Origin of the sequence: Vibrio cyclitrophicus (assembly GCF_024347435.1) — a bacterium.
In the GTDB taxonomy this organism is placed as follows: domain Bacteria; phylum Pseudomonadota; class Gammaproteobacteria; order Enterobacterales; family Vibrionaceae; genus Vibrio; species Vibrio cyclitrophicus.
Window position 1 is genome coordinate 113,165 of sequence record NZ_AP025481.1, and the last position, 14,008, is coordinate 127,172.

Below are 14,008 nucleotides of genomic sequence, written 5' to 3' on the forward strand. Positions count from 1 at the left end.
TTAACGGAGGGTGAGAGTCACCTATAGATCAAAGACGTTGGGGTACGGTCTCTTCGCCACAACAGCCGTGATGATTTCACTCAACACCGACATTGCTGATAGACCGCGCTTTTTGCAGGTTTCGATGAGTGTGTGGATACGACTACGGAATTTATCACCTGCATCCGAGGTCGTTCCGAAGCTAATTTTCCTTTGAATGACAAAACCTCTAATACATCGCTCAGCTTCATTATTGGTTAAGGGGATTGATGTTTTCTTGAGGAAAACCCACAAGCTCTCTCTATGTTTAAGCAGTAACTTGCATCGCCCTCGATACCGCTTGACCATCACATCTGTCCCTTTTCTCAACCAATGATCGAACGATTTTTGTAGCCTGTGCATTCGCCGCAAGTACAGTGAATAATCCAATTCACCTTGTTCATAACGATGCCGAGTATGGAAAATGGCGTTCGTCAGCAAACAAAGATGTTTGCCAATATAAGCGGTGTGGCCACCGCCACTATAATCCGCCATTTGCTGAAGATTGCGCTTCACATGTGCCCAACATAACTGATGACGGTCTTCGGCTATCCAGTTATAGCTTGGGCACTGGTCACTGACCACAATACCTGCATAGTCTTCATCGATGACCTTTTTTGCTGAGGAGGTAGAGCGTGAATAGAGTATTTGTTCATAGACAAGGTCATCACTGGCCACTAACCAACACCAACGAAGGCTTGTTTCATCATTTCGGTGATGAGAGGTTTCGTCAGCATGAATCAAAGGCGCTTTCTTTAACGCTTGTTTTATCGCTTGATGCAATGGCGTTAGCATTGAAGCGACCTTCGTTTGCGCTTCGCTAATCGCACCGACCGAAAAGGTTGTGCCAAGCTGTTCTTTGAGTAGAGATTGGATTTTCCGAACGCTGAGGTGATATTGCCCTGCAAGCACGCCAATGTAACTTAATAAGTTCGGCCCTATAATCCCTTGCGATGCATCGTCAGGCTTTTGAGCCTTGACGGTTTCTTTGCAGTGCCTACATTGACCTGAAAATAAACGGTATTCGGTGATATCGACAGTGGGTTTTGGAATATCGAAGACCTGATGGCGATAGTATGGCCCACCTTGAACCTCAATGTCAGATTGAGCGCAACAAGGACAAGTTTCAGGGAAACAGTCAATGATGACATCCGTTTTTTTTAACGGTGAGAGCTTTCGTTGATGCCCTGTGTGGCCTTGTTTAGCTCCTCTCGAATTGCGACCACCAGAGCTTTCAGCTTTTTTCGCTCATGGCGATCTTTAGGATTGTCTGAAGAGGGCGATTTTGAAGAGTTTTTGGAGCTAGTGGTTAGCTTGTCTTCATAATGTCGGAGCTGTTCCCACAGCTCATCAATAAGCACCTTAGCCTCATTCAAATCTGAGACTTCAGGTGGTGCTTCTTGGTATTTAGGTGATTTTTTTCTAGTCATGAAACCATAATGGCTTCCCAGAATGATCACTCAAGACCCAAAGTGGGATCAATTGCGTAAGGTCACACTTTTTATGTCAATAGGGCTTGGTGAACACTTACGAAGTAAGCACCTAGCGCTGTCATGTTCGCAGAAAGCGGGATCTTCTTAAGTTGGAACACCACGCCACCGGCGATAAAGCCTGCCACGATACAGCCAAGGAAGCCGCCGCCCATGTCAGCCATGATGCCAGAAGAAATCATAGCAGGAGCAAGTGCTGGTTTATCTGCAATTGAGTAACCAATAAAGCCGCCAAGAATGATTGGGAAAAGAACAAGGCCTTTGATACCGATATTAGAGATGTCCGCCAGCAAGCCGTCGGCTGGTACTGCGCCTTTACCCGATGCCATTACCGCTAAAGCCAACAGAACACCACCGGCTACGATGAAAGGTAGCATGTGTGATGTACCAAAAAGCAGGTGACCTTTCATAGTACTGAGGATTTTTTTATAGTCGCTACTACTATTCTTATTATTAGAATTGCTACTGGTATTGGTAGCTTGATTTGCTAGGGTGCTCATAATTTTCTACGCCTTATGAATTAATTAAAATATTAAGGATTTGTTGTTCGTCTTTTGCGTTATGGATATTTTGAATAAATTCATCGCTGAATTTTCCAAATAGTTCTTGTAGTACATAAATATGATGGTCAGCACCGTTATCTGGTGATGCAATCATAAAAAATACGGTTGGGTTAATGCCGTCGTCATCGCCATACTCGATACCTTCACGCTTAACACCGACAGCAATTGCGGGTTCAGTGACTGCCTTGCTTTTTGAGTGTGGGTAAGCAATGCCGTCCATTGAGGTAATGCTTTGAGATTCACGAATTTCAATGTCTGCCAAGAAGGCTTCTTTATTACTGATTCGGTTGTTTTCAAATAACATGCTTGCCAATTCTTCAAACAGTCCTTTTTTATTATTCGCTTGAAGGTTGTTATTAATTAAGTTGACGTTAGTTAGCTGTGTGACCATTTATTAACTCATTCACTATTGAAGTTCTTGAATTAAAATTAATGGATTAACGGCATTCGCGAAATAGCAAATAAAAGCCCTTCACTGTACATTTGTACCAAGCAAAATTAAGTGTGATTTGCATCATTCATCCAGTGTGAGATGGGTCATATTTGATGGTGTTTTTGATTATGTTTTTGATACGCCGAGCGGCCTCATCAGAAACAAAAATGCCCCGCATGAGCAGGGCAGTAAGACTTTGTACTGAGTTCTAAGGGAGCTAGCTGTAAGCGCGCGCGACACGTCCAGCACAATCCAGTTTGTAGCTCTCAGCGTAAGCGGGAATGAAAACCGACTGGCCTTTCTCTATCACGCAGGTTTCGCCGCACTGGTGAGTAAGCACCATAGATTCGTCGAGAGGTAGTAGGATCTCGGCACCTTCGGTAGTGATCCGTCGCTGATGTGAGTTTTGCACGATAGAGAACTTAAAATCCTCGACTGGAATTTGGTATTCCATCACATCACCTTGCTCTATCGGGCTGAGCAGTAACCTATCCGCAGGCTTTTCCTTAAATCGAGTACAAGAAACCAGTTCATTCACGTCCATGTATTTAGGCGTTAACCCAGCGCGCAATACATTGTCTGAGTTCGCCATGATCTCTAAGCCCGTGCCTTTGATGTAAGCGTGGGGTGTCTCGGCATCCAGATACATGGCTTGCCCCGGCTTTAGCGTGATAACGTTCAATAGCAGCGGAGCAAACAGGCCGACATCCCCCGGATACTGTTGTTCCAACTCTGAAATCAACTGGAACACAAGGGCATCTGAAAGTTTCGCCTTCATCAACAACATGGTCAGCGCCATGCCTTTTTGTTCACCTTGCAAAGACAATAAACTCGCGAAGAAGCTCGCTAATCCATTAGGCGTTTGATCGCCCGCGAGGTCGTTAACCATCGAGTGCAGCTCAGGAATATCGAGGTAATGGAAGTGCTCAAGGATCTCGTTAATCGACCTAAAGCCATTCATCGCCGTGTAGTCCGTTAGGGCATACACCAGTTCTGGCTTATGATTAGGATCCTTGTAGTTACGATTGCCAGCTGTCATTGGAATGCCTTGCTGCTCTTCGAGTGCATACCCAGATTCCGCTTGCTGTTTGTTTGGATGTACTTGAACAGACAGTGCCTTCTCAGCCGCTAATACCTTGAAAAGATAAGGTAACTCGCCAAAGCGACTCGCCACTTTCTCGCTTAGAAACAAGTTTAGGTTCTTAGAAATCAAGCTCGACAATGTGGTCTGTTGCCCGTTATCAGTCACCATTGAGCAACCATTGGGGTGTGCGCCCATCCAAATCTCCGCTTGTGGCTCACCAGATTGGTTATTAATACCAAACAGTTGGCTAAACGAAGACGGGCTACCCCATGCGTAGTTTTGAATCACGTTGGTCATAGGGTAGAAAAAGCGTTGTACGAACGAGTCGTTCGCTAAAGAAAAATCAGACATCGAGATCACCATGAGGGAAACATGGCTTGAGCTCTACTCGATTTACTAAAATACGAGAGTAGAGGGACTCAAGCCATTGGAGTTGAAATGGCTTAAGCCGCTGCTGTTGCTAGCTTGGCTTTGCGTAGATTTTTAAGCGCGATACAAGTAACCGCAGTCACACCTGCACCTGATGCCATGCACAGCAGTGCCAGCATTGGGTAGTTCATTGCGCCGAGCAGAGCCACAACAGGGCCACCGTGAGCAACGCTGTTGGTGATACCAAATGAGAACGCCATAACAGCTGCAGTCATTGAGCCAAGCACGTTGGCAGGGATAACCGACATTGGATCTTGCGCTGCGAAAGGAATCGCACCCTCAGAGATACCTACTAAGCCCATCGCACCTGCTGCTTTGCCTGCTTCAATTTCAGAAGATTCAAACAGGTCGAACTTGCGGCCCAATCTGGTTGCGATAGCCATGCCTAATGGAGCGACAGGAATTGCACACGCCATTGCACCCATGAACTGAGTTTGACCGCTGGCGATCATGCCGACTGAGAATAGGAACGCCACCTTGTTGAACGGGCCGCCCATATCGAAACCAGCCATGCCACCCAGTACGATGCCTAGCAAAACCACGTTGCCTGTACTCATGCTAGTTAGCAGTGCAGTAAGAGCATCCATCAGCCCAGCGATAGGTGCGCCGATAACAAAGATGAATAGACCTGCGATGAACAAAGAGCCTGTGATCGGAGCGATCATTATAGGTACAAGCGGTTGAACGAATTTGTGGTAGTTAAACGAGGTAATCCACTTAACGAAGTAACCCACTAATAGACCTGCGATGATTGCGCCAATGAAGCCTGTACCCGCGTCAGCGCCATAGAAAGAGCCGTTGTTAGCAATCCAACCACCGATAAGGCCAGGGGTTAGGGCAGGGCGGTCAGCAATCGCATAAGCAATGTAGCCAGCCAAGATTGGGATCATCAATGTGAAGGCAACCACGCCCACTTCTAGGATTTGGTTCCACATGCTGCCAGCAGGAATCGCCATGCCAGATTCACTTGGCTCGCCGCCAATCGCCAGTGCAAGGGCTATCAATAGGCCGCCAGTCACGACGAATGGGATCATGTGAGATACGCCATTCATCAAGTAACGGTAAAGGTCTGAACGTGCTTGTGAGGCTTTTTCTACAACAGATTGGTTGGTCGGCGTTTGTTCAGCTTGGTAACTAGGTGCGTTGAGCGCTTGCTTAATCAAGCCTTGTGCGTCTTTGATTGGTGCTTTTACGTTGGTGCTGATGACGCGTTTTCCGGCAAAGCGAGCCATGTCGACCTGTTTATCACAAGCCACGACAATCGCGTCGGCGCGTTCGATCTCTTCTTGAGTCGGGCTGTTTTTAACACCAATAGAACCGTTAGTTTCGACCTTGATGTCGTAGCCAAGAGCCGCCGCGCCTTTCTCTAGCGCTTCAGCTGCCAAATAAGTGTGCGCAACGCCAGCTGGGCAGCCTGTCACACCAATGATGAAGCCTTGTTTCTCAACGTTGGTTTCCGTTTCTGAAGGCTCAGGTTTGCTAAGCAGTAGTTCTAATGCTTCTTGTTCAGATTGAGCATTCATAAAGCTTTCAATAAAGCCTTCTTCAATCAGTTTTGAAGAAAGCTCTGCCAATACTTCGATGTGGTGATTATCGCCGCCATCAGGAGAGGCAATCATGAAGAACAGTTTTGATGGCTGACCGTCATCGGCGCCGTATTCGATGCCCTGTTTATGGACGCCGATAACAACCGCGGGTTTGATCACCGCAGCGCTTTTCGCATGTGGCAGGGCGATGCCTTCTTCAAACCCTGTGTTGCCTTGTTCTTCACGCGCCTTAATGTCGGCAAGAAACTGTGCTTTGTCTGAAATTCGACCTTGCGCATAAAGTACGTCTATCAGCTCTTTAAATACGTCTTCTTTTGAATCAGCGCTAAGCGAAAGCTTAATCAAATCTTGATTGATCAATGTTGTGATCATAATGAACCCCTACTCTATTTTTATTTTGTTAGGGGTATTTTGGAATCTATGGCTTAGCTTCTGTAGTGAAGAAAAAATGCATTTACTGGATGATTGTTGCGTTATAAATGGAGTGTGATTTTGATCGGTCGAGTGGTCGTTTTTAGGCTTGTGTTGACAGAGTTTAAGATGTTTTGAGGCTTTTATTTATAAGGGCTTGGGCGTATTTCGTTATCCAGGAAACAACGTGCTTCATCAATTTCCGCACTGGAAATTTATTTCTAAAACTGGATTTTTGTAACCTAGATCTCAAATTGTGATTTTGCTCAATAGCACTATGTTTCACTAAGGAGTATATCTATTCCCATAGCTTTATTGCTGCCCATAAGAGTTTTAAAAATGATATTTCATGACTTAATCTCCTCTGTATTAAATGAGCGAGAACCGTTTCACAACATCTGGTTTGCTGGAGATTTTCATACGCCTCCAGCGTGCAGTTACCAGGTGAACTTTCCACGTTTAGAGTTGGTGCTAGACGGAGAGTACGTTAATGAAATGGAGAGTCATGATCGCAAAATAACCAACGTTATTGCCAAAGCCGGAGACGCAATTTTCATCCCTCCGAACTGTTGGAATAAACCTAACTGGGATACCGACTGTTCGGTGTTGAGCATGCTATTTGGTCGTCGTCAGCTGGGTTTAAGTTTGGTGAGTAAGCGCAAAGGCGAGGAGAGCTTTTACGATATTCAAAAGCACAGTATTCAGACTCGTTCTGGGTTTGCGATTGATAACATTTTGGAGGCGCTAAGTTCGTTAGCGAGAGAGAGTAACAAGCAGCCGATGGATGAGTTATTGTTGCAAGCTCTACTGCAATACAGCAAGACGATGTTGGAAGCGCCCGTAGAAAAATCTCATAGCCGAGTACAGGATGTGTATCAGGGGATCTGTATCTACATTCAAGAGAACTTCCACCGCCAAATAACCCGAGACAGCATTGCCTCTCGCTTTAGCATTTCATCGAACCACTTGTCGCGAATGTTCCGTCAACAAGGCCACATGACCCTGGCGGAGTACATTACCCGTGTTCGTGTCGACCGCGCTAAGTTCATGCTTAAGAAGTACAACTTCAAACTCAATGAAGTGTCAGTCCGCTGTGGCTTTAAAGATGTGAACTACTTCTGCCGAGTATTTAAAAACCGAACAGGAAAAACCCCAACCGAATATCGTGGTTCAATCTAATATACTCTAAAGTTCCCTTTTCTGACCTGAGCTTATACGACCGAAATTTGTATGACTAGAGCATCACTGCTGGCTCTGAGCTGTGGTGGTCACTTACTTTGTGTTTTCCTCTAGTGTTTATTTCTACGCTTCATCTCTAAGCTCGTTTTTCTATTTATCCCACTTCACTAAATACCCCTAATTAATAACATTAAGAGTTAGCTTTGCGAGTTGCTTATTATTTCCGCTCTCTATTAATTGAATTAAACGTGTGAGAATTGATGTATTAACGCGATGCATTTAATGAATGTTAAGTAAATTAAAAACCACTTATCGAGACGACAAAATCTTGTTATTGTTGTCCGAGTTACTGATTGAGGTTCTTTTAAGTGATTGATTTTAAATGTTTACTTCATGTCGGATTATTCTTTGTTTACTAGCGCGTAATTAATGCCTCGAAATCGAATATTCAGGTTTATATGTCCCATCACAATCTTGACTTATAATACTACAAATTAAATTTTCTATGGATAATATGCTCTTCAGATATTAATAATAAAGAAGACTTAATTCATGGAACTCAATACTCTGATCGTAGGAATTTATTTCCTTTTCCTTATCGCAATAGGTTGGATGTTTAGAACGTTCACCAGTACAACCAGTGACTATTTCCGCGGGGGCGGTAACATGCTTTGGTGGATGGTTGGCGCAACTGCGTTTATGACTCAGTTCAGTGCTTGGACTTTCACCGGTGCAGCAGGTAAAGCGTATGCCGATGGTATGGCTGTCGCGGTAATCTTCCTAGCAAACGCATTTGGTTACTTGATGAACTACCTGTACTTTGCTCCGAAATTTCGTCAACTGCGTGTAGTAACGCCAATTGACGCGATACGCATGCGATTTGGTAGCTTCAACGAGCAAGTGTTTACTTGGTCTGGCATGCCGAACAGTATTGTTTCTGCGGGTATCTGGCTAAATGGCTTGGCGATCATTGCATCGGGCATCTTTGGCTTCGATATGACGACAACCATCGTTCTAACCGGTCTTGTTGTACTGGTGATGTCGGTTACTGGCGGTTCATGGGCGGTTATCGCGTCTGACTTCATGCAGATGGTTATCATCATGGCGGTAACGGTAACGTGTGCAGCTGTGGCTATCGTGCAGGGTGGTGGCGTTACTGAAATCATCAACGATTTCCCTGTTGCAGAAGGCGCGTCATTTGTTTCTGGTAACAATCTGAACTACGTAAGCATCTTCGGAATCTGGGCATTCTTCATCTTCTTCAAACAGTTCAGTATCACCAACAACATGTTGAACTCTTATCGTTACTTAGCTGCAAAAGATTCAAAGAATGCGAAAAAAGCGGCTCTGTTGGCGTGTATTCTGATGACAATTGGTCCAATCATTTGGTTCATGCCACCTTGGTTTGTGGCAGGGCAAGGCGTTGATCTTGCGGCGCATTACCCAGATGCTGGTTCTAAAGCGGGCGACTTCGCTTACCTATACTTCGTAGAGCAATACATGCCAGCAGGTATGGTGGGGCTTCTCATCGCAGCAATGTTTGCAGCAACTATGTCTTCAATGGACTCAGGTTTAAACCGTAACTCAGGTATCTTTGTTATCAACTTCTACCAACCTATTCTTCGTCCAAACGCGACAGAGAAAGAGTTGATGGTTGTGTCTAAGTTGATGTCTTCGGTTTTCGGTGTCGCTATCATCCTTATCGCACTGTTTATCAACTCGCTGAAAGGTTTGAGCTTGTTCGACACTATGATGTACGTTGGTGCATTAATCGGTTTCCCAATGACGATTCCAGCATTCTGTGGCTTCTTCATTAAGAAGACTCCGGACTGGGCAGGTTGGGGCACGCTAGTGGTTGGCGCGATTGTGTCTTACATCGTAGGTTTCGTGATTACCGCTGAAATGCTACAAAACTGGTTCAATCTAGAGCCGCTAACAGGCCGTGAATGGTCTGATTTGAAAGTAGCGGTAGGTCTGATTGCTCACTTAACGTTTACCGGTGGCTTCTTCATTCTGTCGACTTTGTTCTACAAACCATTAGAAGCGTCTCGTCAGAAAGATGTCGATACCTTCTTCAACAACCTTGCGACACCGTTGGTTTCTGAATCAACAGCACAGAAGAAATTGGATAACAAACAACGTCACATGCTGGGCAATCACTGATTGCAGTATCTGGTGTGGCAGTAATGGCGATGTTTGCTCTACCGAACCCATTCTGGGGAAGAATGATGTTCGTGCTATGTGGCGGTATCGTGTTTATCGTTGGTCTAATGTTGGTGAAAGCCGTGGACGATTCGGTGGAAGATGCGAAACAAGAGAACAAAACGGCTTAGGTAACTAAACCTACAAGATAGGCAATTTAGAAATAGAACGGCTGAGCGTGATTGCTCAGCCGTTTTTTATTGTGTGAGCCATTGAGATTATAACCAATAGAGTGAGTAACTTAGTTGATTAGGGAAATGAATTTAAAAGGGGGAGATGAACTAAATCAGGCGTGAAGAGATGTACATCAATAGGGCCTGTAGGTCGACACTGCTACGGGTCTTTTGTAAACGCTCGTTGACCTGATCGTGAAGCAGGTTTCTGGTTAGATTAGTGGCCGCCACAATGTGCTCTCGCTGTGGCTTGGTAGGCAGTACCAAAGCGATGGCAACATGCACTTCACCAATGCGTGATGCCCAATCAATAGGATCATCACTGACAATGACTGCAATCGAGAGATCTTGAGTCGATTCAAACATCACATGCGGCAGTGCGATCCCAGGTGACACACACGTCGAAGAGCGTTCCTCTCGTTTAATAAACGCCAGAATCAGTTCATCCGGATCTTGTGGATACACCAGATGAGCAAGCCCTTTCAAGCATTCAAATTTGGTCAGTTGAGTTTGTGCTTTGGCATGGTGCCACTTGATGTCACAAGGCGGGCATATCTGCGGCATGCGCTGGATTAAGTCTTTCGAGAACTCATGGTTCACTTGTGAGCCGACCATGGCGTAATGCTCAGCAATCACATCTTTAAGAACGAAACACGCTAGCTCGGCATCGATGCCAATGGCAGTGATCTGGCACAAATCGCCACGAAGTAGGCCCACTTGCAACATCGCAACAGATTTGGAGAGATCAGCCGTTCGATTTTGAGTGATGTTGATAATTCGGATGGTACTTTTGAATTTCTTTGCTAAGCGGCTAAGTGGCTGCGCAACGTGTGAGTTAGCTGCAGGATCGTCAACGAAGAAGGTGATCTGATATTCGTTCATGAAAGGTTTAGGTTCGACAATGCTTAATAAAGACTTTATCGACACTCAACAACACTTCTTCCATTGGAATGAATAAGGTTTTAGCTGGGTCGAAGCGGCTTGGCTGTTCAATGTCGATATCAGAGACGATCAACACCTTGTCTGCGAGGCTAATGTCCTGTGCAGAGAGTAAGTTTTCAATACCCATAGCGCCTTGTGTTTCAACTTTGATTGAAACGTTGAATTTAGGGGCTGTTTTATTTAAAGCATCAGCTGCCATATAGGTGTGTGCGATGCCTGTAGGGCACGCAGTTACCGCTACAATTCTCATTATTATTCTCGGCTTAATCTCGTCCCTGTTACGTTACATAAGCTACCTTTCAGAAGCTATTTTGCAAAAGCTATCTTGCGTGGGAAATCCAGTATGGAAAGCTCGCATAGGGGAGGGGCGATATTGTTATGGGTTCTGTGGATTTTATGGATTGGCGTTTTTTATTCCAAGGTGAAAGTCACACTCTGAGTTCTTGGTTACAATAATCCAGTTAATGCACCTTTCGTCCTATATATTGAGTGCCCCCACACCGTTAATCTTTTCATCTTATTAACCTCTTTATCTCATTCATTCAAATTGGTACTCGGACGAGGCAGCACATGGATATCACTGACATTATCGAGCCCGAGATTATCTGCTTGGAATTGAAAGCAGACTCAAAACAGGCGGTATTTGAAGAGCTTGTCGAACTGCTCGACCGTGCTGGTAAGCTTTCCAATAAAAGTGAATTCCTTGATGACATTTGGAAGCGTGAGGCCATTGGTAATACGGGCTTTGACGATGGTATCGCCATTCCACACGCGAAAAGTACCGCGGTTGCTAAGCCTGCCGTTGCGGTTGGGATTAGCCGAGCGGGTATTGATTATGGTGCTGATGGTGGTGAACTGTCTGATGTGTTCTTCATGCTCGCTTCGCCTGACAACAATGATGACCATCATATCGAGGTACTGGCTCAGATCTCGACCAAGCTGATTGAAGATAACTTTGTTACAAAATTAAAGGCGGTTGAGTCGGTCGAGGAAGCTCAAGAGTTGTTTCTCGAAGCTAATTCTGAATCGTTCGATAGTTACGCCTCAAGCCATCATGAAGTTTACGTCGAACCACTTAGCCCTTGGGCTCAATCTCTTAATCGTCTAAAAGAACACCTGCTGTACGGAACTTCGCACATGATCCCATTCGTGGTCGCGGGCGGTGTCCTGTTATCTTTGTCGGTGATGATGTCGGGTCACGGCGCAGTGCCTGAGAGCGGTGTTCTGGCAGATATCGCGCAGATGGGCATAGCGGGGCTAACCCTGTTTACTGCGGTGCTCGGTGGTTACATCGCGTATTCGATGGCCGACAAACCGGGTTTAGCGCCCGGAATGATTGGTTCTTGGGTCGCGGTCAATCAATACAACACCGGCTTTCTTGGGGCGATTGTGGTCGGCTTTTTTGCGGGCTTTGTGGTTAATCTACTTAAGAAGATCAAGCTGCCAGACAGCATGATCTCGCTGAGCTCTATCTTCATCTATCCGCTTGTCGGCACGTTTGTTACCTGTGGGGCTGTGATGTGGGTGATTGGTGCCCCCATTGCGCAGGTGATGCTTGAGATGAACCAAATGCTGACTGGCATGGCAGGCTCAGGAAAAATGGTGCTCGGCAGTATTTTAGGCGCGATGACGGCCTTTGATATGGGCGGCCCGATCAACAAGGTCGCTACACTGTTTGCTCAAACGCAGGTGAATACTCAGCCATGGTTGATGGGAGGCGTCGGGATAGCAATTTGTACACCGCCACTTGGCATGGCATTGGCGACTTTCATATCGCCGAAGAAGTTTAAACGAGACGAACGCGAAGCCGGAAAAGCAGCGGGAATCATGGGAATGATCGGCATCAGTGAAGGTGCGATTCCCTTTGCAGCCGCCGACCCTGCTCGTGTTCTGCCTGCTGTCGTGGCTGGTGGTATTGTCGGTAATGTGGTTGGCTTTATGTTTCATGTGGTTAACCATGCGCCATGGGGTGGTTGGATTGTGCTGCCTGTGGTAGATGGCAAGATTGGCTACATCATTGGCACACTCGCGGGAGCACTAACAACAGCTTTAATTGTGATACTGCTGAAAAAGAATGTGGTCGAAGGTGAGGCTCACTCTAACCAGTTTGCGGGTGGTTCGGTGACAGAAGAAGGGCAAGCGGATGTACTTGCGATCACGTCTTGTCCATCTGGTGTTGCCCACACTTTCCTAGCGGCTAAGTCTTTGGAAAAGGCGGCGCATCATCTTGGGGTTCGGATTAAAGTCGAAACACAAGGTGCCAACGGGATAGGTAATCGCATTACACAAAAAGACATTGAAAGGGCAAGGTTGGTGATCTTCGCTCACGATGTGGCGATTAAGGAAGTCGAGCGCTTTGCGAATGTCAAAACGTTAGATGTCAGCACCAAAGAGGCGATGCTTAATGCGCAGGCGTTGATCATGAGAAAGGTGTAATCCTTAGACCGCACAGTTTATCGGCTCCAAACTAAAAAGACTCCGCTCTAGACCTGTTAAGGTGAAAGTGGAGTCTTTTTGTATTGTGCTCAATCTAACAGGTCAGACGCTAAAAAGGGTGGTATTTAAATACGTCTTCAACCATTGAATTGAGTAAATCGATATCGTCACAGGTTTTTGCGTAGGTACGCAAGCCGGCGATTTGAACCTGAACATGTCGAGCAAGTTGAGCCGGTTCTCGCTCTTTGCTTATCTCACCTAGCTCTTGTGCTTCCGCAATCACTTTAGCAAATTCACCTTCCATGATCTTTAGTGATTTCTTTGCTTCTTCCAATAATTCTGAATGTTCATCAGTGAGTTCAGCAACCGTTTTTGCCAGCATACACATGCCGTTAGGTGAACTCTGTTTAGACTCGACAACAACGCGTCTTACAAAGTTTTCGAGTGCTTGAATGGGCGAGTCAGTTTCATTGCGAAAGCGGTTCAGATTGAGGATGCCAAGTTCGGTATAGCGAGCAAGAGTTTCCTTAAACAGTCCTTCTTTGCTGCCAAAAGTCGCGTAGATGCTTCCCGGGCGCATATCAATCACGTCCTGTAGGTTACGCATAGATGTTGCGTGAAAGCCTTTTTCCCAATACAGGTTAGTTGCTTTGTCTACTACATCTTGTCTATCGAACTTTGCCGTTTTAGCCATAACATCTACTTCATTAAACTGAACACATACTCAATATTTTATGCTGAACGATCGTTCTAGTAAAGCCACACCAGTAAGAAAACAGGCTGCTTAGTCTAGTTATTTGCTAAATGATTGAAACAAAATGGCTAGTGTGTAACTGCAGGCTGCAATTTATGCGTCAACAACTTCTACGGTTTTATGTTGCGCACCGTAATAGGTGCCTTCATCAATGGTATACATTAAAATTTCATCGCATTCTGGGCAGTTGAATTCTTCGTTGGGTTCAATTGCTGCCTCTTCTACCCATTCCCATCCAATGTTTTGTTCGCAAGCAGGACAATCCATAAAAAACCTCTAATTATGCATCTACGTTAATTTTACGAGCTCGGCATTATACATAGTTGATGTTGAATATATAGACGGTC

At 45.5% G+C, this 14,008-nt stretch carries 10 protein-coding genes and 2 pseudogenes; 3 read left to right on the plus strand and 9 right to left on the minus strand.

All coding sequences use genetic code 11. The annotated features are described in order from the left end of the window. Positions 1-21: 21 nt before the first annotated feature. The 5 genes and pseudogenes from tnpC to OCW38_RS15550 form a co-directional block, all read right to left on the minus strand. A protein-coding gene (gene tnpC, locus OCW38_RS15530; protein ID WP_261894982.1) for an IS66 family transposase occupies positions 22-1,448 on the minus strand; the annotation gives its coding sequence in 2 pieces (ribosomal slippage) (positions 22-1,256 and positions 1,256-1,448; 1,428 coding nt in all). Between the two features lie 98 nt (positions 1,449-1,546). Beyond that, positions 1,547-2,008, minus strand: a pseudogene (locus OCW38_RS15535) (fructose-specific PTS transporter subunit EIIC); the annotation flags it as partial. Between the two features lie 13 nt (positions 2,009-2,021). Continuing rightward, entirely contained in the window at positions 2,022-2,462 is a 441-nt protein-coding gene (locus OCW38_RS15540) for a PTS sugar transporter subunit IIA (protein ID WP_016786019.1), read from the minus strand. Positions 2,463-2,721: 259 nt separating this feature from the next. Then, positions 2,722-3,939 (minus strand): mannose-6-phosphate isomerase, class I, encoded by a 1,218-nt coding sequence (gene manA, locus OCW38_RS15545; RefSeq protein ID WP_016766998.1) that lies wholly within the window; start codon positions 3,937-3,939, stop codon positions 2,722-2,724. A gap of 92 nt (positions 3,940-4,031) precedes the next feature. After that, complete coding sequence (locus OCW38_RS15550; RefSeq protein ID WP_016792715.1) at positions 4,032-5,936, minus strand: PTS fructose transporter subunit IIABC; 1,905 nt, start codon at positions 5,934-5,936, stop codon at positions 4,032-4,034. A gap of 378 nt (positions 5,937-6,314) precedes the next feature. Between OCW38_RS15550 and OCW38_RS15555 the strand changes: the two genes are divergently transcribed. Next, a complete protein-coding gene (locus tag OCW38_RS15555; protein WP_016767000.1) occupies positions 6,315-7,154 on the plus strand; it encodes a helix-turn-helix transcriptional regulator in 840 nt (279 codons plus the stop codon). 552 nt (positions 7,155-7,706) lie between these two features. Beyond that, positions 7,707-9,487, plus strand: a pseudogene (locus tag OCW38_RS15560) (sodium:solute symporter family protein). A 150-nt stretch (positions 9,488-9,637) separates the two neighbouring features. Here the strand turns inward: OCW38_RS15560 and OCW38_RS15565 are convergent. Further along, positions 9,638-10,411, minus strand: coding sequence for a PTS sugar transporter subunit IIA (locus tag OCW38_RS15565; protein ID WP_016767002.1), 774 nt, complete (start codon positions 10,409-10,411; stop codon positions 9,638-9,640). 7 nt (positions 10,412-10,418) lie between these two features. Beyond that, positions 10,419-10,721, minus strand: a complete 303-nt coding sequence (locus OCW38_RS15570) for a PTS fructose transporter subunit IIB (RefSeq protein WP_010432939.1) — start codon at positions 10,719-10,721, stop codon at positions 10,419-10,421. Positions 10,722-11,041: 320 nt separating this feature from the next. Here OCW38_RS15570 and OCW38_RS15575 point away from each other — a divergent pair, with 320 nt between their 5' ends. After that, positions 11,042-12,907, plus strand: coding sequence for a fructose-specific PTS transporter subunit EIIC (locus tag OCW38_RS15575; protein WP_016787571.1), 1,866 nt, complete (start codon positions 11,042-11,044; stop codon positions 12,905-12,907). Positions 12,908-13,016: 109 nt separating this feature from the next. Here OCW38_RS15575 and OCW38_RS15580 read toward each other — a convergent pair whose 3' ends face one another. Together OCW38_RS15580 and OCW38_RS15585 are read right to left on the minus strand one after the other, a co-directional pair. Next, positions 13,017-13,601 carry a TetR/AcrR family transcriptional regulator gene (locus OCW38_RS15580; RefSeq protein WP_010432944.1) on the minus strand — a complete coding sequence of 195 codons (585 nt, stop codon included), beginning with the start codon at positions 13,599-13,601 and terminating at the stop codon, positions 13,017-13,019. Positions 13,602-13,754: 153 nt separating this feature from the next. Next, a complete protein-coding gene (locus OCW38_RS15585) occupies positions 13,755-13,928 on the minus strand; it encodes a hypothetical protein (protein WP_010432946.1) in 174 nt (57 codons plus the stop codon). Positions 13,929-14,008 lie beyond the last annotated feature (80 nt).